The organism is Actinacidiphila sp. DG2A-62, assembly GCF_035825295.1.
Lineage (GTDB): Bacteria > Actinomycetota > Actinomycetes > Streptomycetales > Streptomycetaceae > Actinacidiphila.
This window is the reverse complement of sequence record NZ_JAYMGI010000002.1, coordinates 6,944,251-6,969,809: the sequence shown is the minus strand read 5'-3', so window position 1 is coordinate 6,969,809 and position 25,559 is coordinate 6,944,251. Positions and strand designations below refer to the sequence as shown.

Sequence of the window (25,559 nt, the reverse complement as noted above, 5' to 3'; positions counted from 1 at the left end):
GGCTCAGGCCGCGGTCTGCTCGTGGACGAAGCCGACCAGGCGGGTGAGCGCGTCGGGATCGGTGCTGGGCAGGACGCCGTGGCCGAGGTTGAAGATGTGGCCGACGCCCGCGGCGGCCGCGTCGTCCAGCACCTCGCGGGCCTTCGCCTCGACCACGGAGGTGGGGGCGAAGAGCACCGCGGGGTCGAGGTTGCCCTGGAGCGCCTTGCCGGGGCCGACCCGGCGGGCCGCCTCGTCCAGCGGCACCCGCCAGTCCACGCCGACCACGTCCGCCCCCGCCTGACCCAGCAGGCCGAGCAGTTCGCCGGTGCCGACGCCGAAGTGGATGCGCGGCACGCCGTAGCCGGCCACCGCGTCGAAGACCTTCGCGGAGGCCGGCAGCACGAAGCGCCGGTAGTCGGCGGGGACAGCGCGCCGGCCCAGGAGTCGAAGACCTGGAGCGCGCTCGCGCCCGCCTCGACCTGCACGGTCAGGAACACCCCGGTGATCCGCGCGAGCCGTTCCAGCAGGTCGGCGAACAGCTCGGGGTCGCCGTACATCATGGCCTTGGTGTGCTCGTAGCTGCGCGAGGGGCCGCCCTCGATCAGATAGCTGGCGAGGGTGAAGGGCGCGCCGGCGAAGCCGATCAGCGGGGTCGCGCCCAGCTCGGCGGTGAGCATGCCGACCGCCTCGGTGACGTAGGGGATGTCCTCGGGCGTCAGGTCGCGCAGCCGGTCGAGGTCCTCGCGGCGGCGCACCGGGTCGGCGATGACCGGTCCGACGCCGGGCTTGATGTCCAGGTCGACGCCGATCGCCTTGAGCGGTACCACGATGTCGCTGAAGTAGACCGCCGCGTCCACGCCGTGGCGGCGCACCGGCTGGAGGGTGATCTCGGTGATCAGCTCCGGAATCGTGCAGGCGTCGAGCATCGGGACGCCCTCGCGCGCCTTGAGGTACTCCGGCAGCGAGCGGCCCGCCTGCCGCATGAACCACACCGGGGTGTGCGGCACGGACTCGCCTCGGCAGGCGCGGACGAAGGGGGAAGCAGCGGTCTGCTGGAGCGCACTCACGTTCTGCATTTTCGCACGCCCGCGGAGGCGCCCGGCCACCGCCGCCTTGCCCTCACCGCCCGGCCACCGCCGCCTTGCCCTCACCGCCCGGCGCGCCCTGCCCGGCGCCTGGCGCGCGGGCCCCCGGCCCTCGGCGCACAGCTCACGGCACGCGGCTCCCGGCACGCGGCTCGCGGCCACGTCTCGGCCGCCTTGCCGCCGTGTTCGGGCCAGGTTTCGGCGGCCCTGCCCGAAAGTGGCGGGAAAGCGCTGTCACGCGGCTCCAATATGGCGGTGTTGCTCCGCCCGGAGCACAGCGCGGGCGCTTACCCTTCCGGGCATGGCAGCGGTTCACGTGCACCTGGGCGACGAGGCAGACGAGGTCCCCTTTCTTTTCCGGCAGGCCGTGGAGGCGCTGCGGGCGGCCCGGGTGCGGCCGGAGATCCGGATCGAGGAGGTCGCGGCGCCGCGCCGGCTCGCCTCCTACGCCTACGCGCTGGAGGCCACGGTGCGGACCGGCGACGACGAGCCGGCCGACGGCCGCCTGGTGCTGCTGCACGAGCCGGACGGCCAGGACGCGTGGCACGGGGTCTTCCGGCTGGTGACGCTGGCCAGCGCCGAGCTGGAGCCGGAGATGGCCGGCGACCCGCTGCTGCCCGAGGTCAGCTGGTCGTGGCTGACCGGCTCGCTGTCCGCGCACCGGGCGTCGTACCACGATCCGAGCGGCACGGTCTCGCGCGCGTCCTCGCACTACTTCGGCGGGCTGTCGGACCGCGCGGACGACGCGCGGATCGAGATCCGGGCGTCGTGGACGCCGCGGGAGCGGCCCGGCGGCGCGGGGCCCGACCTGTCCGCGCACCTGTCCGGCTGGTGCGACCTGCTGTGCGCGTGCGCCGGGCTGCCGCCGTCGGAGGATCCGGAGCAGCAGGCGCGCGGCGCCGGCGGCGTGCTGCCGCTGCCCAAGCGCCGGGGCTGACCGGCCGTCACGGCGCGGCCGGGCGGCGTGCTGCCGCTGCCCAAGCGCCGGAGCTGACCGGCCGGCCGTCACGGCGCGGCCCGGCGGGGACCGGTCGCGCCGGTCGGGGCCGCTCGATGCCGACGGCGTACGCCCGCGCACGCCCCTCGAACCCCCTCACGCCGCCTGCGCGCGGCCGGCATGCGCGCCGGTGAACGCGCCCCGCGCGGACCGAACGCGCGGCCGGGCGTTCACCCGGCCGCCCGCCCGTTCGATCGGCCGTCCGATTTGCCGGAATTGGTACTCAACAAATCGTGATCTTTCCCTAAAGGCCGGAGCAATTGCTGCCGAAGGAGACTGTGACCGTTTCAGTCACCTTTTTTGCCACAGGAGGCCCGGTGTCCGTCCTTCTCGAGCAGCCCACGAGCCTGGTCGCCTACCGCCCCAGCAAGCCGACGGCGATGGTGGTCGTGGCCGACCCCCGTGTCCGCTCCACCGTCACCCGCCACCTGTGGGCGCTCGGGGTGCGCGACGTGATCGAGGCCTCGTCGATCGCCGAGGCCCGGCCCAGGGTCGGCAACCCGCGCGACATCTGCGTCGCCGACGTCCACCTGCCCGACGGCTCGGGGCTCACGCTGCTCGCCGAGACCCGCGCGGCGGGCTGGCCCAACGGGCTGGCGCTGTCGGCCGCCGACGACATCGGCGCGGTGCGCAACGCGCTGGCCGGCGGCGTCAAGGGTTACGTCGTGACCGGCACCCGCAACACCGCGGGCGCGCTGGCCGGGCGCCCCGGCCTCGCGCCCTTCGGCGCCACCGCCGCCCGGCTGCAGCGCCGCCCGCCGGGCGCGCCCGGCCACCACCACCCGGGCAACGGCTACCGGGAGCTGTCGGGGCGTGAGGTCGAGGTGCTGCGGCTGGTCGCGGAGGGCCAGTCGAACAAGGCGATCGGCGTCTCGATGGGCCTGTCCGCGCTGACCGTCAAGAGCCACCTGGCGCGCATCGCCCGCAAGCTCGGCACCGGCGACCGCGCCGGCATGGTGGCGGTGGCGCTGCGCACCGGCATCATCCACTGAGAGCCCGCCGCGCCCGCGGCGGTCCCGCTGGGTCACGGCGCCCGTCGGTGGAACGTTCCCCCGGCGGGCGCCGCGCCATGTCCCCCGGCGTCCCCCGGTGTCCCCCGGCGTCCCCTCGCGTCCCCCGGCGCAGGGGGGCGCGCGGGCGGGACGATCCCCTGCTCACCCGGCCCCCGCGCCCGCCCCGCGCCCCGTCGGGCGCGCCGGCGCACACCCGTGAGGGGCCCCGTGCGGACGCCTGTGCGGTGGATCTCCGCGGGAAACGCCCCGCACGGCTACCCTTGACAGGTGACCGACGCCAGAGAGACCGCAACCAGAACCGACGCGGCGCCGGTCCCTCTGCTGGACCCGCGCGAGGGAATCCCGCCGGTGACCGCCAGCCCGGACGCCCTCGCCGGCGTGGTCGCAGCCTTCGCCGCGGGTTCCGGTCCGGTCGCCGTCGACGCCGAGCGCGCCTCCGGCTACCGCTACGGGCAGCGGGCCTATCTGGTCCAGCTGCGCCGCGCCGGGGCAGGGACCGCGCTGATCGACCCCGTCGGATGCCCGGACCTGTCCGCGCTGGGCGACGCGTTGGCCGACACCGAGTGGGTGCTGCACGCCGCCACCCAGGACCTGCCGTGCCTGGCCGAGCTGGGCATGCGCCCCGCCTCGCTCTTCGACACCGAACTGGCCTGGCCGGCCGGGTTCGCCCGCGTCGGCCTGGGCGCGATGGTGGAGAACGTCCTCGGCTTCACCCTGGAGAAGGGCCACTCGGCGGTCGACTGGTCCACCCGCCCGCTGCCCGAGCCGTGGCTGCGCTACGCCGCGCTGGACGTCGAGCTGCTGGTGGACCTGCGCGACGCGCTGGAGGAGGAGCTGCGGGTCCAGGGCAAGCTGGACTGGGCGCTGCAGGAGTTCGCGGCGATCGCCGCCGCGCCGCCGCCCGCCCCCCGGGTCGATCCGTGGCGGCGCACCTCGGGGATGCACAAGGTGCGCAGGCGGCGGCAGATCGCGGTGGTGCGCGAGCTGTGGCTGGCCCGCGACCGCGCCGCCCGCGAGCGGGACGTCTCGCCCGGCCGGGTGCTGACCGACGCGGCGATCGTGGCCGCCGCGCTGGAGTCGCCGCCGAACGCGCACGCGCTCGCCGCGCTGCCCGGCTTCGGGCACCGGATGGGCCGCCGTCAGCTGGAGCAGTGGCAGGCGGCCATCGACCGGGCCCGCGCGCTGCCGGAGCGTGAACTGCCGCAGCCGGCCGCGGCCTTCACCGGTCCCCCGCCGCCGCGGGCCTGGGCCGACAAGGACCCGGTGGCCGCGGCGCGCCTGTCGGCGGCCAGGGCGGCGGTCTCGGCGCTGGCCGAGGAGCTGAACCTGCCGCAGGAGAACCTGATCGCGCCGGACACCGTGCGCCGGGTCTGCTGGGCGCCGCCGGCCGACGCCGGCCCGAGGTGGTCGCCTCGCTGCTCACCTCGCTGGGCGCGCGCCCCTGGCAGGTCCAGCTGGTCACCCCGCTGCTGACCACCGCGCTGCGGGCCCGCCCCGCGCCGCCCGCGGAGACCGCGCCGCCCGCCGTGCCGCCCGCCGCACCCCCTGCCGCACCCCCCGCGTAACCCTGGGTAACCCCACGTCCCCGCAGCGCGCGGTGTGACCTCCGCCGCTTCCGGGACCGGAGCTGTGCACATCGGTTACCCGCGAGTAGCATGACGGTGTCCAGCTTCCCGAATACAGCAGGAGCCAGCGTGCCTCGTACCGCGAGGGACGTCGTCTTCGTCGACGGCGTCCGTACCCCGTTCGGCAAGGCGGGCCCGAAGGGCATCTACCACGAGACCCGCGCCGACGACCTGGTGATCAAGTGCATCCGGGAGCTGCTGCGGCGGAACCCGGACCTGGACCCCGCCCGGATCGACGAGGTCGCGGTCGCCGCCACCACCCAGATCGGCGACCAGGGCCTGACCCTCGGCCGCACCGCGGGCATCCTGGCCGGGCTGCCCACCACGGTGCCCGGCTTCTCCGTGGACCGGATGTGCGCCGGCGCGATGACCGCGGTGACCACCACCGCGGGCGGCGTCGCCTTCGGCGCGTACGACGTGGTGGTGGCCGGCGGCGTGGAGCACATGGGCAGGCACCCGATGGGCGAGGGCGTGGACCCCAACCCGCGCTTCGTGTCGGAGAAGCTCGTCGACGAGTCCGCGATGTTCATGGGCATGACCGCGGAGAACCTGCACGACCGCTTCCCGCGGCTGACCCGGCAGCGCTCCGACGAGTACGCGGTGCGCAGCCAGGAGAAGGCGGCGAAGGCGTACGCGAACGGCAAGATCCAGCAGGACCTGGTGCCGATCGCGATCCGCCGCACCAACGAGGAGGCCGGGGAGACCGGTTGGGGTCTGGCGACCGCCGACGAGCCGATGCGCCCGGGCACCACGCTGGAGCAGCTGGCCGGGCTGAAGACCCCGTTCCGCCCGCACGGCCGGGTCACCGCGGGCAACGCGGCCGGCCTCAACGACGGCGCCACCGCCTCGCTGCTGGCCGCCGAGGACGTCGCCCGCGAGCTGGGCCTGCCGGTGAAGATGCGCCTGGTCTCGTACGCCTTCGCGGGCGTCGAGCCGGAGGTGATGGGCATCGGCCCGATCCCGGCCACCGAGAAGGCGCTCGCCCGGGCCGGCCTGAGCATCGACGACATCGGCCTGATCGAGGTCAACGAGGCGTTCGCCGTCCAGGTGCTGTCGCTGCTCGATCACTACGGCATCGCCGACGACGACCCGCGGGTCAACCAGTACGGCGGCGCGATCGCCTTCGGCCACCCGCTGGCCTCCTCCGGGGTGCGGCTGATGAACCAGCTGGCCCGGCAGTTCGAGGAGCAGCCGCAGGTCCGCTACGGCATCACCACCATGTGCGTCGGGTTCGGCATGGGCGGCACGGTCATCTGGGAGAACCCGCACTTCGAGGGAGCGGCCAAGTGAGCACGCAGGGCACCCAGGAACTGCTCAGGGGCGCGGCGGAGCTGTTCCCCGGCGAGGTCGTGACGAAGGCCCAGGTACGCCACCTGGACCTGCCGGGCGGCGCCGGGCGGTTCGCGCTGATCACCCTGGACAACGGCTTCGACCACACCAAGCCGACCACCTTCGGCCCGCAGTCGCTGGCGAACCTGGACGCCGCGATCGACCAGGTCGAGAAGGAGGCCGCGGAGGGCGCGATCGTCGGCGTCGGCATCACCGGCAAGCCGTTCATCTTCGCGGTCGGCGCCGACCTCAAGGGCGTGGAGCTGCTCAAGCGGCACGAGGACGCGCTCGCCATCGGCCGCGGCGGCCACGAGGTGTTCAAGCGCCTCCAGCAGCTCGCGGTGCCGACGTTCGCGTACTACAACGGCGCCGCGATGGGCGGCGGCGTCGAGGTCGGCCTGCACTGCTCCTACCGCACGGTGTCGGCCTCGGTCCCGGCCTTCTCGCTGCCCGAGGTCTTCCTCGGCCTGGTGCCCGGCTGGGGCGGCTGCACGCTGCTGCCGAACCTCATCGGCGCCGACCGCGCGGTCACCGTGATCATCGAGAACTCGCTCAACCAGAACCGCCAGCTCAAGGGCGCGCAGGTGCACGAACTGGGCATCGCCGACGCGCTGTTCGAGGCGGCGGACTTCCTGGAGCAGTCGCTCGCCTGGACCTCGGCGGTGCTCAGGGGCGAGATCGAGGTGGTCCGCCCCGAGGTGGACCGCGGCGAGGCCTGGGACCGGGCGGTGGCCCGCGGCCGGGCGATCGCGGACGGCAAGGTGCACGGCGCCGCGCCGGCGGCCTACCGCGCGCTGGACATCATCGACGCGGCCCGCGGCGGCGACCTGCGGCACGGCTTCGAGGCCGAGGACCGGGCGCTGGCCGATCTCATCATGGGCGGCGAACTGCACGCCGGCGTCTACGCGTTCAACCTGGTGCAGAAGCGCGGCAAGCGGCCGGCCGGCGCGCCGGACCGGTCGCTGGCCCGCCCGGTGAACAAGGTCGGCGTGGTCGGCGCGGGTCTGATGGCCTCGCAGCTGGCGCTGCTGTTCGCCCGCCGCCTGGAGGTGCCGGTCGTGCTGACCGACATCGACCAGGAGCGGATCGACAAGGGCGTCGGCTACGTCCACGGCGAGATCGACAAGCTGCTCGGCAAGGGCCGGATCGGCCAGGACAAGGCCAACCGGCTCAAGGGCCTGGTCACCGGCCACCTGGACAAGGCCGCGGCGTTCGGCGACGCGGACTTCGTGATCGAGGCGGTCTTCGAGGAGCTGGGCGTCAAGCAGCAGGTCTTCGCCGAGCTGGAGGCGGTGGTGGGGCCGGAGACGATCCTGGCCACCAACACCTCCTCGCTGTCGGTCTCGGAGATGGCGCAGAAGCTGGAGCACCCCGAGCGGGTGGTCGGCTTCCACTTCTTCAACCCGGTCGCGGTGCTGCCGCTGCTGGAGATCGTCCGCGCGGACGCCACCGACGACGCCTCGCTGGCGACGGCGTTCGCGGTGGCCAAGAAGCTGAAGAAGACCGCGGTGCTGGTCAAGGACGCCCCGGCGTTCGTGGTCAACCGCATCCTGACCCGCTTCATGGGCGAGATCCAGAACGTCATCGACGAGGGGACGCCGGTCGCGGTCGCGGAGAAGGCGGTCGAGCCGCTGGGCCTGCCGATGTCGCCGCTGGTGCTGCTGGAGCTGGTCGGCCCGGCGATCGGCCTGCACGTCTCCGAGACGCTGCACCGCGCCTTCCCCGACCGCTTCACCGTCTCGGAGAACCTCGCGGCGGTGGTGAAGGCCGGCAAGCGCGGCTTCTACGTCTACGACTCCGGCACGCCGGAGCTGGACCCGGAGGTCGCGGCGCTGCTGAAGCAGGGCGACACCGTGCTGACCGAGCAGCAGGTGCGCGAGCGGGTGCTGGACGCGGTGGCGCAGGAGATCGGGCTGATGCTGGCCGAGGGCGTCGTCGCCGAGGCGCAGGACGTCGACCTGTGCCTGATCACCGGCGCGGGCTGGCCGTTCCACCTGGGCGGCATCACGCCGTATCTGGACCGCGAGGGCGTCTCGCAGCGGGTCAACGGCAAGCCGTTCCTCGCGCCGGGCGTGGCCAGCGTGCCGGAGTAGGCCCTCGGCACGCGGCTTTCCCAGCGACAGCCGCAGTGGTACGGGCCGGGCCCGGCCTTCCGTCGAGCGACGGGGGGCCGGGCCCGGTGCGTTGACTCCGGCTTCTCCTGCTCCTCCGGCTTCTCCGGCGGCGGACGGACGGCGGCCGGGTCCGCCCGCGGACGGGCCGGGGTGCGGCGAAAACGGTTCGACGCGGCGCACCGGCCGCTGGCACAGTGGCCTGCCATGGCGAACGCCCAGCACGTGACGGCCACGGACCTGCGGCTCATGCAGGGCCTGGCGCAGCGGGTCACCGCCGCCCGGCCGGACCTGGTGACCAGCGACGCGTCGTACGGCGAACTGGCCTGGAACTGGGGCAAGGGGCACGCCACGCTGGACCCGAGCTGGCGGCGCCGGCTGTGGCCGGCCGACGGGGACCTTTCGGCCTGGGCCTGGGCGGTGCTCCCGCACCGGCTGACCCGCGGCGACGGCTCGGTCAAGGAGGTCGGCCAGGCGTATCTGGCGTACCAGATCGACCCCGGCCGGGCCGGCCTGGTGGACGAGGTGATCGGCTGGTACGACGAGGTGGCCGCGGGCCTGACCCGCACCGTGCTGCCGAGCGCCGCCGACGCCTTCGGGCTGGAGCGGTGGGCCGCCCACGGGTACGTGAGCGACGAGGCCGCGCTCGGCGAGCACGGTTCGTGGACCCAGCTGAACCAGCGCGACCTGACCGACCTGGAACAGCCCGCACTCCCCCACGGCTACCGCTTCCGCACCGCCGACGAGGCCGGTCCGCAGGCCGCCGTCCGCGCCCACCAGGACGCGTGGGCGCCCTCGCCGTACACCGCCGAGTCCTACGAGGGCGTACGTGCCACCGCCGCCTACCGCGGCGATCTGCACGTGCTGGTCGAGGCGCGGACGGCACCATGGCCTGCTCGACGATCATGTGGCTGGACGAGGTCAACGCGACCGTGGAGTTCGAGCCGGTCGGCACCCACCCGGGCCACCGGCGCCGGGGGCTCGCGCGGGCGATGCTCCTGCACGGGATGCGCCTGGCCCGCGCGGCCGGCGCGCGGCACGCGACCGTGGCGTGCGCGGGCGCGCCCGGGCACCCCGCGGCCCGCGCCCTCTACCAGGGCGTCGGCTTCCGCGAGATCTCCCGGGACGCGCCGCTCGCCAAGCCCGCGACGGCTGCCTGAGCCCGGCCCCGGCTGCGGGCCGGGTCACGGCGCCGGCCGGGGCCCCGCCGACCCGCGTCGACGCCGACGCCGGTCGGCGGCCCTAGTTGAGCCTCGCGCCGGCCGCCGGGGGCGCGGGGTGGGAGAGCAGGCTCACCGTCAGATCGCGTACCAGCGCCTTGCGCTCGTAGTCGTCCAGGTCCGCCAGGCCCCGCTCGGAGATGCCGCGCACCGCCTCGGCCACCGCGGCCAGCGCGTCGTCCAGCACCGCCTTGCGCTGCCGGGCGTCGAGCGCGGCGATCCGGGCCCGGCGCATGACCGGCGCCACGTCGGGCGCGTAGTCGATCCTGACCGGCGTGGCGGAGAAGACCTCCAGGCCGGCCGGGCGCACCGCGTCGGCGATCAGCCGGCGCAGTTCGTCGGCGAGCCGGTCGCAGTCGCGCAGGGTGGGCGACTGGCCGCGGAAGTCGTCGGCGGGGTGCCGGGAGACCGCCCGGGCCAGGGCCGCCTCGACGGTCTCGCGCAGGAAGCGCCGGTGGTCGTGGACCGCGAAGGCGGCCCGTGCGCTGTCCCTGACCCGCCACACCACGAGCAGCGTCACCTGGATCGGCGTGCCGTGCGCGTCGACCGCGTCGACCGGGCGGCTGCGCCAGTGCCGCAGCGTGACGTCGAGCCGGCGGCGGCGCAGCAGCGGGCTGATCCACAGCAGCCCGGTGCGGCGCACGGTGCCGCGGTAGGCGCCGCAGCGGGTGAGCACCCACACGCTGCCCGCACGGCTGCGGGTCAGCCCGCACAGCACGAAGACGGCCACCGCGGCGAGCACGCCGAGGCCGCTCCACAGGCCGGGGCCGGTTCCGGTGCGCGGCGGGCGCGGCAGCTCGTCCGGCCACACCGGCGTGATCGGCAGCAGGCCGGCCTGCCCCACCAGCCAGCCGGCCGCGCCCGCGGCGGCCACCAGGCTCAGCACCGCCGCCCAGCCGGGCAGGCACGGCCCTTGCCGCTCGGCGGGCGCGGCGGCCTCCGCGCAGTCCGGGTCGGGCTCCGGGTCGCCCGGCGGGTGGGCCGCGGGCAGCCGCAGCGTGTCGGCGGCGTCGGAGGGCACGGACGCGGCGGTCGCGGCGGTCGCGGCGGCGACGCCGGGTGGGGGGATCGAAGGGACCGGTGGGGTCACGAGAGCATCACGCGAACAGTCGCCTCCACGTCTCGGGGCCGGGGTGGCCGTCTGCGTCGCGCCCCGAGAAGCCCTGGGCGCGCTGGAACGCCTCGACATTGCGCCGGTCCGCCTCGGTCCACGCTCGGCCGGGGCCGGTCCGGTAGTGACCGCCGAAGCCCTTGGCGACGAGCCGGCGGCCGAGCGCGAGGACCGCGTCCCCGCCGTGCCCCGGCCGGAAGACCCCCGCGCCGGGATAGGCCGGGACGCCGCCGTCCCGAGCGGGCTCGGCCGCGGCGGCGACCGCCACGGGAGCGGCGGCCCCCGGTCCGGCGGCACGCACCGCACCGGCCTGCGGCGCGCCGGCTCCCGTCGCACCTGCTGCCGTCACACCGGGCGTCACACCGGGCGTCACCGCACGGGTTCTCCCCGCGCCGGCTTTCGCCGCCGCCGGCTTCGTCCCCGCCGGCTTGGTGCCCGCCGGCTTCTTCGCCGCGGGCTTCTTCCCGGCCGCGCCTCCCGGCGCCGCAGGAATGTCCTTGCCGCGGTGGCCGACCAGGTACGTCCAGGTGGTCGGACCGGGCAGGCCGTCCGCGTCCGCGCCGGTCCAGCCCTGAGCGCGCTGGAAGGCCGCGGTGGCGTCCCGGTCCGCCCTGCTCCACTTCGGCCCGGGGCCGGACGCGTAGAACCGCGCGGCGCCGCGACCGACGAGCATGGTGCCCAGCCGGGTGACGTAGGCGTTGTCCGCGCCCGGACCGAACGCCTTGGCGCCCGGGTACGCGTTTCCGGCCGCCGGGCCCTGCGCGGCGGTCGCGGCCAGGTACTTGTAGCGGTACGGCACGTAGCGCGCCGAGTTGGTCCAGTACGCGTAGGGCGTCGTGCGCACCCGGGTGCCCGGCCGGGTCTGCTCGTAGCCGGTGTAGTGGGTGTGCGAGGCGTCGGTCCAGCCGCCGAAGAGCACCACGTGCGAGCCGAGCCGGGGGTCGGCCGCGTTGTGGAAGAGCAGGACGTCGCCGGGCCGCAGCGCGTCCTTGCCGATCCGCACGGCGTAGTCCCGCAGGTCGCCGGTCCAGGCGTTGGCGTCCAGGCCCCAGGCCATGGAGACGAAGCCGGAGCAGTCCTGCCGGTAGCCGTCCTTCCAGTACGCGGTCATGCTGTACGGCACCTTGGCCCGGACCCAGGTCTCGGCCCGGGCCAGGATCTGCGTCCGGGTCAGCCGCAGCGGCGCGGCCGGCAGCGCGGCGTGCGTGCCGCCCGCCGCGGCGGCGCTGAGCGTCCCGCTGACGGAGGCGGTGGCGCCGGCCGGGGCCGCCACGACCACGGCGCCGCCCAGCGCGGTGGTCGCCACGGCGGCGACCACGGCCGCGCGGGTCGCGCCGGTGGCCGCGAGGCCTGCGCTCCCCCGGGCCACCGCGTCCGCCAGCCGTTGCCGGGCGCACTCCTCGCAGCCGCAGGCGGGCAGGGGCTCGACGTCGTCGAACACCGGTATCGACATGCGCACCACTCCTCGTGATCGGGTGTCACATGTCCGTATTACCCGGTTTTGTCAAAAATGTGACCACTCAGACCACATCGGGTGACATGACACCGGGCCCGGCACACGAGAAGCCCGCTCCGGGAGGCGGCGCGGCGGCCGTCCGCCCTTCACCGCGCCGGCCGTCGGCCCTTCACCGCCCCGGGCGTCAGCCCTTCATCGGGTCGGTCGGCGAAGGCGTCGCCTCGATCTTGATGACCCGCTTGGCCTCGGCCAGCACCATGCTGTGCAGCTTGCTCGGCGTCAGCTTGCCCTGCACGTCCTTGACCTGCTTGCCGTTGATCAGCACCACCGGCACGTCGCCGTAGCCGGAGGACGCGTACTGCGCCTGCGACTTCTCCACCCAGCCGATGTGGTCGCGCTGCTCCAGGCAGGGGTCGAAGGTGCCCGGCTTGATCTTGTGGGCCCTGCGCGCCATGTCCTTGAGGAACTTCTGGCTGGACAGCTTGCTGCTGGTCGGGTCCGGCTGGTTCTTGAACAGCGCCACCACGAAGTTCACGAACCGGCCCTGGTCCTGCGCGCAGGCGGCGGCCGCCGCGGCGTCCTCGGAGCCGTGGCCGCCGTACTTCTTGTCCGAGGCGGTGACCAGCCGGTAGTGCAGCTGTGCCTGACCGGTGGTCAGCAGCTGGTCCAGGACCGGCTGGTACTCGTCGGCGAACGCCTTGGACGCGGGGTCGCGCAGGTCCTCGTAGATGGTCACGGTGACCGGCACCGAGGGGTGCACCGGCAGGTCCAGCTTGGGGCCGCTCGGGGTCGGGGTGGGCGAGGCGGAGTCGCTCGGCCCGGTGGGCACGACGGCGGGGCCCGCGGCGTTGTTCGGCGTCTTGACCTTGTCGTCCTTGGTGGCGCGCACATGGGCGCCGATCAGCGCGGACCCGCCGAAGACCACGGCCATCGCGACGATGCCGATGGCGTACGGCCGCAGCCGCTCCAGCGGGCCCCTGCGCTTCTTCTTGCCCGGGCCCGTCGCACGGTCCGCCCGCTCGGGTCCCTTGGACTCCGTCATGACTACGCCACCTCGATCATCCCGCACTGCTCTCGCGCATTTCTACCATCGCGCGCCCCAGGCCCCGAATTCCGGGCCCCCGCGGGCTCCTCAGCCGGCCGTCGGACCCGGCCGCGGGGGCTGTGAGGGCGACGCCGGGCCGGTGTCCGGGCGCGGGTCCAGCTCGCCGCGGCCCAGCCTGCTGTGGCTGCGGCCGTAGCCGAAGTAGACCAGGAACCCGGCCGCCATCCAGCCGGCGAAGCGCAGCCAGGTCTCCACGCTGAGGTTGATCATCAGCCACAGCGAGGCGGCCACCGACAGCACGGGGAGCACCGGCACCCACGGCGCGCGGAAGGCCCGGGGCAGCTCGGGGCGGGTGCGGCGCAGCACGATCACGCCGATCGCCACCACCACGAAGGCGAACAGCGTGCCGATGTTCACCATCTCCTCCAGCTCCCCCACCGTGAAGAAGCCGGCGATCAGCGCCACCACGACGCCCAGCAGCACGGTGGTGCGGTACGGCGTGCCGAACCGCGGGTGCACCCGGGAGAAGGCGCGCGGCAGCAGCCCGTCGCGGCTCATCGCGAAGAACACCCGGGTCTGGCCGAGCAGCAGGATCATCACCACCGAGGTCAGGCCGACCGCCGCGCCGAAGCTGATCAGCCCGGACCAGAACGGCGCGTGGACCGACTTGAAGGCGGTCGCCAGCGGCGCGGTGGTGTCCAGCTCGCTGTACTTCTGCATGCCGGTGACGACCAGCGACACCGCGACGTAGAGCACGGTGCAGACCACCAGGGAGCCGATGATGCCGCGGGGCATGTCGCGCTGCGGGTTCTTGGTCTCCTCGGCGGCGGTGGCCACGATGTCGAAGCCGATGAAGGCGAAGAAGACCACCGCGGCGGCGGAGAAGATGCCCATCACGCCGAAGGAGGAGGGCGTGAAGCCGAACATCACCTGCACCAGCGGCGCGTGCAGGTGCGAGCCGCTGCCGGTGTTGTGCTGGGACGGCGGCAGGAACGGGTGGTAGTTGCTGCCGGTGACGTAGAAGAGGCCGGCGAAGATCACGATCAGCACCACGGTGACCTTGACCGCCACCACCAGCCCGGTGACCCGCGCGGACAGCTTCATCCCGGCCATCACGATCCCGGTCAGCACCAGCACGAGGGCCGCGGCGAGGATGTCGAAGCCGAAGTGGCCGCTCTTGTGGCTGAGCCGGGTCGGCACCTCGACGCCGACGTGCGAGAGCAGGTTCGCCACGTAGCCGGACCAGCCGCCGGCCACCACGCCGGCGCCGAGCGCCAGCTCCAGCACCAGGTCCCAGCCGATGATCCAGGCCGGCAGTTCGCCGATGGAGGCGTAGCCGAAGGTGTACGCGGACCCGGCGACCGGCACGGTCGAGGCGAACTCGGCGTAGCACAGGCCGGCCAGTCCGCAGACCACCGCGGCGGCGACGAAGGCGAGCGCGGTGGCCGGGCCGGCGTACTGCTTGGCCACCGAGCCGGTCACCACGAAGATGCCGGTGCCGACGATGACGCCGACCCCGTAGACGATCAGGTCCAGCGCGGACAGGCTCTTGCGCAGGCCGTGCTCGGGCTCCTCGGTGTCCGCGATCGACTGCTCGACGGTCTTGGTGCGGAACATCCCCCGCGGCGGCGCCGCGGTGCCGCCGCGCGCCCCTCCGGCGGGCCCGCCGCCGCTGCCTCCGGAGTCCGTGCCCCTGCCCACTGCGCTGTCCATCTGCCTACCTCCCGGTGGTTCCGCCGCCCCGGGCCCGGGGCGGCAGGGATCACTCCACTGCGGAGGTGCGTCTGACCCGTCGAGGCGCGCCTACACGTACGCCCGGTGGGGAGGGGGTCCACCCGTGCGGGTGGACCCCCTCCCCACCGGGGCGGTCAGTCCTGGACCGACTCCGGCGCGTGGGCGGGCTCGGCGTCGGCCGCCTCGTCGGCGAACCGGCCGCCGATGGTGGCGACCACGCCGGTCACCTGGCGGGCGATGTCGGGCGCGGTCAGGCCGATGTCGGCCATCACGTCCTTGCGCGAGCCGTGCGCGAGGAACTGCTGCGGAATGCCGAAGTCGCGCAGCGGCACGTCCACCTCGGCGTCCCGCAGCGCCTGCGCGATCGCCGAGCCGACACCGCCGACCCGGCCGTTGTCCTCGACGGTGACGACCAGCCGGTGCCGGGCGGCGAGCGCCGGCAGCTCGGGGTCGACGGGCTTGACCCAGCGCGGGTCGACGACCGTGGAGGTGATGCCCTGGGCGTCCAGCAGCGCGGCGACCTCCAGGCACATCGGCGCCAGCGCGCCGACCGACACCAGCAGCACGTCCGGCTGCGCGGCGGCGTCCGCGGCGCTCACGTCCGCGCCGGGAGTCTCCGTGCCGTGGGCGTCCGTGCCGAGCCGGTCCGCGCCGTCCTGCCCGGGGCCGGTCGAGGGCTCGCGCAGCACGTCCATGCCGCCGATGCGGCCGACGGCCGGGACCGCGGGGCCCACCGCGCCCTTGGAGTAGCGGACCACGGTGGGCGCGTCGTCCACCGCGACGGCCTCGCGCAGCTGCGCGCGGACCTGGTCGGCGTCGCGCGGCGCGGCGATCCGCAGGGAGGGCACCACCTGGAGGATCGACATGTCCCACATGCCGTTGTGCGAGGCGCCGTCGCTGCCGGTGACGCCGGCCCGGTCCAGCACGAACGTCACGCCGCAGCCGTGCAGCGCCACGTCCATCAGCACCTGGTCGAAGGCCCGGTTCAGGAACGTCGCGTAGACCGCGACGACCGGGTGCAGGCCGCCGGTGGCCAGGCCCGCCGCGGAGACCGCGGCGTGCTGCTCGGCGATGCCGACGTCGTAGACCCGCTCGGGGAACGCCTCGGCGAACTTGGTCAGGCCCACCGGGTGCAGCATCGCCGCGGTGATGGCGACGATGTCCTGGCGCTCCTTGCCGAGTTCGAGCATCTCGTCGCCGAACACCGAGGTCCAGTCGGCGCCGGCGGCGGCCCGCGGCAGGCCGGTGTCGGGGTGGATCGGCGCGATGCCGTGGAAGCGGTCGATCTCGTCGCGCTCGGCGGGGGTGTAGCCGCGGCCCTTCTCGGTGATGCAGTGCACGATGACCGGGCCGTTGAAGCGCTTGGCGCGCTGCAGCGCGGACTCCACGGCCTCGATGTCGTGACCGTCGATCGGGCCGACGTACTTCAGCCCCAGGTCCTCGAACATGCCCTGCGGGGTGATGAAGTCCTTCAGGCCCTTCTTGGCGCCGTGCAGGGTCTCGTAGAGCGGCCGGCCGATCAGCGGGGTGCGCTCCAGCAGGTCCCGGGTGCGGGCCAGGAACTGCTCGTAGCCGTCGGTGGTGCGCAGGGTGGCCAGGTGGTTGGCCAGACCGCCGATGGTCGGGGAGTACGACCACTCGTTGTCGTTGACCACGATGACCAGCGGCCGGTCCTTGGCGGCGGCGATGTTGTTCAGCGCCTCCCAGGCCATGCCTCCGGTCAGCGCGCCGTCGCCGATCACCGCGGCGACCCGGTCCTGGCGGCCGAGCAGTTCGTTGGCCTTGGCCAGGCCGTCGGCCCAGCCCAGCACGGTGGAGGCGTGGCTGTTCTCGATCACGTCGTGCTCGGACTCCGCGCGCGAGGGGTAGCCGGACAGGCCGCCCTTGCTCTTGAGCCGGGCGAAGTCCTGGCGGCCGGTCAGCAGCTTGTGCACGTAGGCCTGGTGGCCGGTGTCGAACAGGATGCGGTCGGCCGGGGAGTGGAAGACCCGGTGCAGCGCGATGGTCAGCTCCACCACGCCCAGGTTGGGCCCGAGGTGGCCGCCGGTCTTGGACACCGCGTCGACCAGGAAGGCGCGGATCTCGGCGGCCAGCTCGACGAGCTGCTGGCTGTCGAGCCGGTCCAGGTCGCGGGGTCCGTTGATACGGGTCAGCAGTGCCACCCGTGCCTCCTTAGCCTGTCGCGTGCAGCGGCCCGGCGCGTGGGTACCGCCGGCCGCGCCGCCGGTGCGTCCTCGCGCCAGTACGTGTTACCGGCCGGTCCGGCCGATCAGAGCAGTCTAGACGGCGCGAAACAGCCGGGCGGCCCTGGAGGGTCCAGGGCCGCCCGGCGGTTTCGTGAGCTGCCTTACTCCCGGGCGGACGGACGCGCGGGTGTCCGCGTGTCCGTCCGCCGGTGGCCGCGTGCGGCCGCGCGTCAGACGCGGCCGGAGGAGCGCTGGGTGCGGCGGGAGACCGAGTCGATGACCACGGCGGCCAGCAGCACCGCGCCGGTGATCATGTACTGGATCGACTGGTTCATGTTGAGCAGGTCCAGACCGGTCTGGATGGACTGGATGACCAGCATGCCGAGCAGCGCCGACCAGACGTTGCCGCGGCCGCCGAAGAGGCTGGTGCCGCCGATGACCGCGGCGGCGATCGCCAGCATCAGCAGGTTGCCGCTGCCCGCCTGGAGGGTGGCGGTGTAGGTCTGGGCGGCCAGGAAGAGACCGCCGATGGCCGCGAAGCCGCCGGCGATGGCGAAGACCGAGATGCGCACCGCGGCCACCGAGATACCGGCGCGGCGGGCCGCCTCGATGCCGCCGCCGACCGCGAAGACCTTGCGGCCGAAGGTGGTGCGGCGCAGCACGAAGTCGCAGATCACCAGCGTGACCAGGAAGATGACCAGCGCGTTGGGCACGCCGGCGCTCTTGTTCAGCACGAACGCGGCGACGTAGGCGACCACCGCGAGGGCGACCACCCGGAGCAGGATCTCGCTGGTGGGCCGGAACGGCACGCCGGCCTTGCGGCGCCGGGTCTGCTCGACCAGGGAGCCGACCAGCAGGGCGGCGACGCCCACGGTGGCCAGGATGTACGCGCCGGCGATGTCCTGGTTCATGAAGAAGGACCGCTGGCCCAGCACGTGCAGCAGGCCCTTGTCGCGGATGGACAGCGAGCCGGTGTCGCCGAGCACCCACAGCATCAGGCCGTTCCAGCCGAGGAAGCCGGCCAGGGTGACGACGAACGCCGGGACGCCGATCTTGGCGAAGAAGAAGCCGTGCACGGCGCCGATGCCGATGCCGATCAGCACGGTGAGGATCGCCGCCAGCCACAGGTTCATCCCGTGGGTGGTGGTGAAGACCGCGAACAGCGCCGACGACAGGCCGCTGACCGAGGCCACCGACAGGTCGATCTCGCCGAGCAGCAGCACGAACACCAGGCCGACGGCCAGCATGCCGGTGCCGGCCATGAAGAAGCTGATGTTGACCATGTTCGCCGAGCTGAGGAACAGGCTGTCCTTGCTCTGGAAGATGGCCCAGATGATGATCAGCGCGACGATGACGGGCAGGGAGCCCAGCTCGCCGCCCTTCAGCTTGCGCTTGAACTCGGTGATGTAGCCCTTGAAGCCCTCTTCGCGGACCAGCAGCCGCGGGTCGACGGCGGCGACCGCCGGCGGCGGCACCTCCTCCGCGCTGCTCTTGTCCAGGGTGGTCTTGTCGCTGCTCACTTGGCCGCCTCCGCGTTGCGCGCCTGCCGACGGGTCACGGCGTTGTCCGTGGCGCCGGTGATCGCGGCGATGATCTGCTCGTTCGTGGTGTCCTTGACCGGGAAGGCGCCGTTGTTGCGGCCCAGCCTCAGCACGTGGACGGTGTCGGCGACCGCCGTCACGTCGGCCATGTTGTGGCTGATCAGGATGACGCCGAGGCCGCGCTCGCGCAGCCGCTCGACCAGGTCGAGCACCTGGGCGGTCTGCTCGACGCCGAGGGCGGCGGTCGGCTCGTCCAGGATGACGACCTTGGGCTCGCCGATGAGGGCGCGGGCGATCGCCACGACCTGCCGCTGGCCGCCGGAGAGGCTGGCGATCGGGATCCGCACGCTGGGGATCCTGATCGACAGGGTGTTCAGCAGCTCGCGGGCGCGCTGTTCCATGGTGACCTCGTCGAGGCTGCCGAAGCGCAGCAGCTCGCGGCCGAGGTAGAGGTTGCCGACGACGTCCAGGTTGTCGCACAGGGCGAGGTCCTGGTAGACGGTGGCGATGCCGAGTCCCTGGGCGTCCTGCGGCCGGTTGATGCTGACCGGCTTGCCCTCCCACTCGATGACGCCGTCGTCGATGGGGTGGACTCCCGCGATCGTCTTGACCAGGGTGGACTTGCCGGCGCCGTTGTCACCCACCAGGGCGACGACTTCTCCGGGGTGGACCTCCAGTTCGACGTCGGTGAGGGCCTGGACCGCACCGAATCGCTTGGAGACTCCGCGCAACGCCAGCACGGGCGTAGCGGACACGTGAACCATCTCCTTCGCCGCCTGACCGGCGGGGATGCCGCGCGCTGGAACAGCGGCGGAGGGAGTGCGCAAAGCACATGATGACAAATCGAACGGGTTACGGGCCAGGGGTATGCCCGCGCCCCGAGGACAACGTTTCCCCGAGGCTACCCGCGACCGGCTGCGGAACCGTTTCCGTCCGGCACCCCGCCTCGGCAGCGGGGTGGTTGGTTGAGGCGGGGCGCCGGACAGGCTTCTCGGTCCCTCGGCCGGTCCTTACTGGATGCCGGCCGCCTTGCAGGCCGCCTGGAACTCGGCGGTGCAGATCTGGGCCACGGTGTACAGCTTGTCCTTGATGACCGTGTCCTTGATGTTGGCCTTGGTGACCGGCGTGGCCGGGATCAGGTGGGCCGGGACGGTCTGGCCGGAGCCGGACTTGACGGTCGTGTCGGCGATGGACTTGAAGTCCTTGCCCTCCAGCAGGTCGACCGCGATCTCGGCGGTGGCGTCGGCCTCCGGCTTGTACGCCTTGTAGATCGTCGCGGCCTGCTGGTCGGTGAGGATGCGCTGGATGCCCGCGAGCTCCGCGTCCTGGCCGGTCAGCGGCACGTGCATGCCGGCGCCCTTGAGGGCGGTGGCGATACCGCCGGCCATGCCGTCGTTGGCCGAGTAGACGCCCTTGATGTTCGCCTTGCCGAGCTGGGTGATCGCCGCGGTCACCTTCTGGTTGGCGACGGTGTCCTTCCACAGGCCGGTCTGCTCGTAGGCGATGTCGACCTTGCCGTCCAGGACCTTGTGCGCGCCAGCCTTGAACATGGCGGCGTTCGGGTCGGCCGGGTCGCCGTCGATCATCACGATCTTCGAGGTCGGCTTGGCGTCGGCGCCCATCGCGTCGAGCAGCGACTGGCCCTGCAGCTCGCCGATCTTCTCGTTGTCGTAGGAGACGTAGGCCGAGATCGGGCCCTGCGCGAGGCGGTCGTAGGCGACGACCTTGATGCCCTTGGCGACGGCGGCCTCGACCGAGGACTGGATGCCGACCGAGTCCTGCGCGTCCAGGATCAGGACCTTGACGCCCTTGGTGATCATGGTGTTGACCTGCTGGGCCTGCTTGGCCGGGTCAGCGCCGGCGTTGTCGTAGCTGACCGTGCAGTCGGAGCACAGCTCCTTGATCTTGGCCTCGATGAGCGGCTTGTCGAACTTCTCGTACCGCGTCGTGGCGTTCTCGGGCAGCAGCAGGCCGATGGACTTGTTCTTGCTGTCGCCGCCGCTGCTCGACGAGTCCTTCTTGTCGCCAGCCTTGCCGCACGCGGCCATGGTGAGCGCGATCGAAACGGCGACCGTTCCGACGGCGATCCGACGCGTCATTGCGTTCATGTGAGGTTGCCTCCCTGACAGGGCCGCAACACCGCGGCCGAGGTGCTCGTGAGTCAACTCCGGCTGACGCCATGTCGTCAAGAAGTAAACACTTAACGAGATGGCAACGGCGCGTTTCGTTAGCTGTGTGAACGCTCAGTTATGCCGAGAATGCGGGCGTGTCAACCGGCGTGTTTCCATCCAGGAGGGTAGAATCACCCATCTCGGACAATACCAGGGCGAGAGCGCCCAGAACCTCAGCCCTGGCGCCCAGGGCGCCGGGCATCACCGACAGCCGCTGGGCGGCGCTGGGGATGGCGTAGCGCGAGACCGACTCGCGGATCGGGCCGAGCACCAGCTCCCCCGCCTCGGCCAGATCGCCGCCGAGGACGACCCTGCTGGGGTTCAAGAGGTTGCTGAGACTCGCGACGCCCATCCCTATGTGCCGCCCGACGTCGCCGATCACCCGGCGGCAGCCCGGGTCGCCCTCCCGGCCGAGCTGGACCATCTTCGGGATGGTCAGCCCCTCGCCGTGGCTGCCGCGCAGCAGCTCCAGCACGTAGCGCGCGGCGGTGAAGGTCTCCAGGCAGCCGCGGTTGCCGCAGCGGCAGACCGGCCCGGACTCGTCCAGCGTGATGTGGCCGATCTCACCGGCGGTGCCGCCGGGGCCCCGGTAGATCCTGCCGTCGATCACCAGGCCGGCGCCGACACCGCTGGCCACCTTGATGTACGCCAGGTCCTTGACCCCCCGGCCGCCGCCCCAGACCAGCTCGCCGAGCGCGCCGAGGTTGGCGTCGTTGTCCACCTGGACCGGCACGCCGAGCCGGTCGGCCAGCTCCTGGCGCGGATTGATGCCGATCCAGCCCGGCAGGATCGCGGTCGAGCCGAGGGTGCCGGTCTCCACGTCGATCGGGCCGGGCACGCCGAGGCCGACGCCCAGCACCTTGCCCCGGCTGATCCCGGTGGACTCCACCAGCCGGCCGACCAGCTGCTCGGCCCGGTCGAAGCCCTCGGAGGCCGAGGCGTCCACGTCGATCGGCTCGGACTGCTCGGCGAGCACCTGGTGCGCCAGGTTGCCGACCGCGACTCTCAGGTGCGAGTGCCCGAAGTCGACGCCCACCACGATGCCCGCGTCTCCGGACAGCGCCACGCTGCGCGCCCGCCGACCGCCCGAGGAGGTCGGCGTGACCTGCACCGTTCCGTTGTCCCGCAGCTCGCGGACGATGTTGGACACCGTCGCCGCCGACAGGCCCGTGCTGCGCGCGATCTCCGCCTGGGTGAGCGACCCGGCCAGCCGCACCGCGCGCACGACCCGTTCCAGGTTGGCCCGGTGCAGCGACGACTGCGATCCCGGAGTCTCCACGACATCCACTCCTGCCCGGCGGCCGGAGGCCATTCTCCGACTGCCCGCACCGGACGGGGTCGGTGCGCGGTGCCACAGGTGCCACACCAGCGAGACCCCGTCGTCTACAACATGTGAACTCTAAGTTGAGTGTTTGGGGTGATGTCCCGTCAAGGGGGAGAGCCACACCGTTACGCGAAACCCTCCTTCACCACAGCGAGCAGCGGCCCCGCCGGACGCGGGGCCGCTGCTCGTGGCGCGGCGGCCGTGGGAGGCCGGGGCAGGCGCGGACGCCCGCCCGCGGACTACTTCAGGGTGCCCGAGGTCAGGCCCGCCTGGACCTGCCGCTGGAAGGAGAGGTAGACCACCAGCACCGGGATCATGGCGATGGTCATGCCGGCGAACAGCGCGGGCATGTCGCCGGCGTAGCCCTGCTGCAACGCCAGGTTCATCAGGCCCTGGGTCAGCACCGAGCGGTCCGGGTCGGTGCCGGTCTGCTTCTGCATCAGGGTCAGCGGGAGGATGTACTGGTTCCACTGGCCGAGCACGTTGAAGATGCCGACGCTGATCATGCCGGGCTTGGCCATCGGCAGCATCACCTGGAAGAACGCCCGGGTGTGCGAGCAGCCGTCGATCATCGCCGCCTCGTGCACCGAGGTCGGCAGCGTGCGGAAGAACGAGTGCAGGAAGAAGACCGTGAACGGCAGCGAGTAGGCGACGTACACCAGGATCAGGCCCTGGTAGGTGTTGAGCATACCGAGGTTCTTGACCATGAAGAACAGCGGCACCAGCGCCAGGTAGACCGGGAACATCGCGCCGGCCACGAACAGGTAGTAGAGGAACCGGTTGCCGGGGAACTCGTAGCGCGAGAGCACGTAGGCGGCCATCGAGCCGAAGAGCATCGTGAGGGTGACCGAGAAGACCATCACGATCGCGGTGTGCAGCAGGAAGCTGCCGATGCCCTTGTCCCAGGCGCGGTGGAAGACGCTGAACGACCAGTGGTGCGGCCACGCCCAGGCGCTGCCGCCGATCTGCGCGTCGGTCTTGAAGGAACTGATGACGATCCACGCCAGCGGCAGTAGGATCATGATCGCCCACAGCGCCAGGAAGCCGTGCGAGAAGACGTTGAGCACCTTGCCGCTGTCGGCGAATCTGGCCTGCTTGGTCGGCGCCCGCCCGGGGGCCGCGACCTGTCCCGCGGGGATTCCGGAGGCGGGGGACTCCTTGATGGGTGTGGTCATCTCACGGCCCCGGTTCAGAACTCGATGCGCTCGCGCCGGGTGACCCGGAGCGTGACGATGGACAGGATCAGGGTGAGCAAGAGGATCACCACGCCCATGGCGCAGGCGTACCCGCTCTTGCCGAGGTAGAGGAAGTTGCGCATCAGGTAGGTGGCGAGCACCTCGCTGTGGTAGTCCGGGCCGCCGCCGTAGGAGACGCCGGGGGTCAGCGCGGACACCAGCGCGAAGCCGTCCATCGCGGCGATCGCCAGATAGACCCAGGCGGTCTGCACGCTGTCCCACAGCAGCGGCATGGTGACCCGGAAGAAGGTCTGCCCGCGGCCCGCGCCGTCCAGCAGCGCGGCCTCGTAGATCTCCTTGGGGATGGACTGCATCGCCGCGGAGAAGAGCACCAGGTAGAAGCCGACGCCGGACCAGACCAGGATGCCCATGATGCACCAGAGCACGAAGGTCGGGTCGTTCAGCCATTCGGTGGGATTGTTGGCGCTCTCCAGATGGAGTTTGATCAGGATGCCGTTGAGCAGTCCGCCGCCGTCGCTGCGGTAGACCGCCTCGAAGAGCACCACGAGGATCGCCACCGAGAGCACCTGCGGGAAGAAGAAGACCACCTTGTAGAAGGCGGAGCCGCGGACGCCCTGAATGCCGGCCGTGCCGCCGCGCCCGCCCACGTTCAGCAGGAACGCGAAGAACAGGGCCAGCAGGATGGTCACCAGTGGCAGGAAGATCAGCATGAGCACGTTGTGCCACAACGCCTTGCGGAAGACGTCGTCGGAGAACAGCGTGCTGTAGTTCTTGAACCCGATGAACTTCATCTTCTGCGACTCGCCCGACCAGTCGGTGAACGAGTAGCCGAACGTCTGGATGTACGGCCACAGCACCAGCAGTGCGTACAAGGCGACGGGGACGATGAGGAATCCCACGATGAAGGGGTATTTACTGTTTCTTCTCATTGCTGATGCCCCTGCTCTGGCTCCGCTGCGGTCCGGGCTGGCGGCGGTGCGGCCGGACGGGTGGGGTCCGGCCGCACCGCCGCCGACGGTGTCAGGCGTTCTTCTTGGCCTTCACGGTGGCCGACTTGACGCGCTTCAGCCACTCCTCGGGCTTGATGCGGTCGGCCATCAGCTCGGTGCTGGCGTTGCCCATGTCGATGTCCAGCGAGCTGGCGGTCTGCAGGTAGGTCGGGTTGAAGACGTTCGTCCCGGCCGCCTTCAGCGCGGTCACCGTGGACTTGGTGCCCGGGCGCAGCTGGACGTCGTCGCCGATGCCGTCCTTGACCACGGTCAGCGAGTTGGCGCTCTGGGCGAAGGCGGTGGCGCCGGCCTTGCTCAGCATGGTGCGCATGAACTCCAGGCCGCCGGCCGCGTTCTTCGCCTTCTTGGGCACGATGAACGGCTCGTTGGCGCCGCCGCGGATGGCCTCGAAGGGCAGCTTGTCGCCGGGCAGCGACGGCATCGGCATGAAGGTCATCTCGAAGTCCGAGGGGGTGGCCTTCAGCTGCTCGTTCTCCAGCCAGGCGCCACAGGGGATGAAGGCGGCCTTGTACTGGTTCCAGGCGGTCTGCGACTCGATGTGCGTCATGCCGTTGGTGCCGGGCAGCAGGTACTTGTTCTGCACGATCTGGTAGATCGCGTTGATCGCCTGCTTGGCGGCGTCGTCGTCCCAGACGGTCTCGTCCAGCTTGTCCAGCCGGTCCAGCCAGTCCAGGCCGCCGTGCTTGACGGCCAGGTCGACGATGGCGACGTTGATGTAGTACGGGTACTTGCCCTGGTGGGCGAAGGGCGAGATGCCGGCCTTCTTGATCTCGCCGCTGAGCGACATGAAGTCCGCCCAGGTCTTGGGCGCGGTCCAGCCGTGCTGCTTGAACAGCTTGTTCGAGTACCACAGGCCGAAGACCGTGTAGACGTACTGCAGCGTGACGAACTTGCCACCGATGGTGCCCAGTTCGATGGTGCCGGGCATGAGGGTGTCGCGCACCTTCTTGCTCGGGTCGTCGATGGAGGGCGCGTCCAGCAGCGGGGTGAGGTCGGTGAGCTGGTCCGCCTTCTGCAGCACGTCGAGCTTGATCTGGGCGTTGCCCGAGTCGTCGACGACGTCCGGCGGGGTGCCCGCGTTCAGGCGCGGCTGGAGCAGGCCGGTGATGTTCTGGGTGGCGTTGTGGGAGACCTTGGCCTTCGGGTACTCCTTGTTGTACAGCGCCTCGAACCGCTTGGCGTAGTCGTCGCCGAAGCCGCCCTTGAAGATCAGGACGTCCAGACCGGTGCTCTCGTTGACGCCGAACGGGTTGTTTGCGCTCGTCGAGCCCTTGGTGGGCTTGGTGGAGTCGCCGCTGCTGTCGCCGCCGCTCGACGCGCAGGCGCTCAGCAGGCCGGTCGCCGGGATGGCCACCAGGCCGAGCGCCGCGGAGCGCTTGACCAGATCCCGGCGGTTGATTTCGGATCCCATGCTCAAGTCCTC

The 25,559-nt window shown here is 72.3% G+C and carries 17 protein-coding genes and 2 pseudogenes; 6 read left to right on the top strand and 13 right to left on the bottom strand.

Features of this window, described 5'->3' with window-relative positions:
* Positions 1 to 3: 3 nt before the first annotated feature.
* Positions 4 to 1,058 (bottom strand): annotated as a pseudogene (gene hemE, locus VSR01_RS31075) (uroporphyrinogen decarboxylase).
* Positions 1,059 to 1,368: 310 nt separating this feature from the next.
* Here hemE and VSR01_RS31070 point away from each other — a divergent pair.
* The 6 genes and pseudogenes from VSR01_RS31070 (at position 1,369) to VSR01_RS31045 (ending at position 9,302) form a co-directional block, all read left to right on the top strand.
* Positions 1,369 to 2,004, top strand: coding sequence for a DUF3000 domain-containing protein (locus tag VSR01_RS31070; RefSeq protein WP_326452341.1), 636 nt, complete (start codon positions 1,369 to 1,371; stop codon positions 2,002 to 2,004).
* 377 nt (positions 2,005 to 2,381) lie between these two features.
* The gene (locus tag VSR01_RS31065; protein ID WP_326452340.1) at positions 2,382 to 3,056 is read left to right on the top strand and encodes a response regulator transcription factor; all 675 of its coding nucleotides are present in this window, start codon (positions 2,382 to 2,384) and stop codon (positions 3,054 to 3,056) included.
* Between the two features lie 288 nt (positions 3,057 to 3,344).
* Positions 3,345 to 4,567, top strand: a pseudogene (locus VSR01_RS31060) (HRDC domain-containing protein); the annotation flags it as partial.
* Between the two features lie 204 nt (positions 4,568 to 4,771).
* Entirely contained in the window at positions 4,772 to 5,992 is a 1,221-nt protein-coding gene (locus VSR01_RS31055) for a thiolase family protein (protein WP_326452339.1), read from the top strand.
* A complete protein-coding gene (locus tag VSR01_RS31050; protein WP_326452338.1) occupies positions 5,989 to 8,124 on the top strand; it encodes a 3-hydroxyacyl-CoA dehydrogenase NAD-binding domain-containing protein in 2,136 nt (711 codons plus the stop codon). The genes VSR01_RS31055 and VSR01_RS31050 overlap by 4 nt, the downstream gene beginning before the upstream one ends.
* A gap of 905 nt (positions 8,125 to 9,029) precedes the next feature.
* A complete protein-coding gene (locus tag VSR01_RS31045) occupies positions 9,030 to 9,302 on the top strand; it encodes a GNAT family N-acetyltransferase (protein ID WP_326452337.1) in 273 nt (90 codons plus the stop codon).
* Positions 9,303 to 9,384: 82 nt separating this feature from the next.
* Here the strand turns inward: VSR01_RS31045 and VSR01_RS31040 are convergent, their stop codons facing one another.
* The 12 genes from VSR01_RS31040 to ngcE form a co-directional block, all read right to left on the bottom strand.
* Complete coding sequence (locus VSR01_RS31040) at positions 9,385 to 10,452, bottom strand: SPFH domain-containing protein (protein ID WP_326452336.1); 1,068 nt, start codon at positions 10,450 to 10,452, stop codon at positions 9,385 to 9,387.
* A gap of 7 nt (positions 10,453 to 10,459) precedes the next feature.
* Positions 10,460 to 11,926, bottom strand: a complete 1,467-nt coding sequence (locus VSR01_RS31035; protein ID WP_326452335.1) for a peptidoglycan-binding protein — start codon at positions 11,924 to 11,926, stop codon at positions 10,460 to 10,462.
* A gap of 187 nt (positions 11,927 to 12,113) precedes the next feature.
* Complete coding sequence (locus VSR01_RS31030) at positions 12,114 to 12,971, bottom strand: DsbA family protein (protein WP_326452334.1); 858 nt, start codon at positions 12,969 to 12,971, stop codon at positions 12,114 to 12,116.
* A 90-nt stretch (positions 12,972 to 13,061) separates the two neighbouring features.
* Entirely contained in the window at positions 13,062 to 14,591 is a 1,530-nt protein-coding gene (locus tag VSR01_RS31025; RefSeq protein ID WP_326453913.1) for an amino acid permease, read from the bottom strand.
* Between the two features lie 251 nt (positions 14,592 to 14,842).
* Positions 14,843 to 16,870: a 1-deoxy-D-xylulose-5-phosphate synthase gene (dxs, locus tag VSR01_RS31020; RefSeq protein WP_326452333.1), complete on the bottom strand. Its 2,028-nt coding sequence runs from the start codon at positions 16,868 to 16,870 to the stop codon at positions 14,843 to 14,845.
* Between the two features lie 254 nt (positions 16,871 to 17,124).
* Positions 17,125 to 18,414 (bottom strand): sugar ABC transporter permease, encoded by a 1,290-nt coding sequence (locus tag VSR01_RS31015; protein ID WP_442785584.1) that lies wholly within the window; start codon positions 18,412 to 18,414, stop codon positions 17,125 to 17,127.
* Positions 18,411 to 19,199: an ATP-binding cassette domain-containing protein gene (locus VSR01_RS31010; RefSeq protein ID WP_326452332.1), complete on the bottom strand. Its 789-nt coding sequence runs from the start codon at positions 19,197 to 19,199 to the stop codon at positions 18,411 to 18,413. Before VSR01_RS31010 ends, VSR01_RS31015 begins: the two co-directional genes overlap by 4 nt.
* A 246-nt stretch (positions 19,200 to 19,445) precedes the next feature.
* On the bottom strand, positions 19,446 to 20,543 hold the full coding sequence (locus tag VSR01_RS31005) for a substrate-binding domain-containing protein (RefSeq protein WP_326452331.1): 1,098 nt from the start codon (positions 20,541 to 20,543) through the stop codon (positions 19,446 to 19,448).
* Positions 20,544 to 20,682: 139 nt separating this feature from the next.
* Entirely contained in the window at positions 20,683 to 21,885 is a 1,203-nt protein-coding gene (locus tag VSR01_RS31000) for an ROK family transcriptional regulator (RefSeq protein WP_326452330.1), read from the bottom strand.
* A gap of 284 nt (positions 21,886 to 22,169) precedes the next feature.
* On the bottom strand, positions 22,170 to 23,105 hold the full coding sequence (locus tag VSR01_RS30995) for a carbohydrate ABC transporter permease (RefSeq protein WP_326452329.1): 936 nt from the start codon (positions 23,103 to 23,105) through the stop codon (positions 22,170 to 22,172).
* A 14-nt stretch (positions 23,106 to 23,119) separates the two neighbouring features.
* On the bottom strand, positions 23,120 to 24,055 hold the full coding sequence (locus VSR01_RS30990) for a carbohydrate ABC transporter permease (RefSeq protein WP_326452328.1): 936 nt from the start codon (positions 24,053 to 24,055) through the stop codon (positions 23,120 to 23,122).
* A 91-nt stretch (positions 24,056 to 24,146) separates the two neighbouring features.
* Positions 24,147 to 25,547, bottom strand: a complete 1,401-nt coding sequence (gene ngcE / locus VSR01_RS30985; protein ID WP_326452327.1) for an N-acetylglucosamine/diacetylchitobiose ABC transporter substrate-binding protein — start codon at positions 25,545 to 25,547, stop codon at positions 24,147 to 24,149.
* Between the last annotated feature and the right edge of the window lie 12 nt (positions 25,548 to 25,559).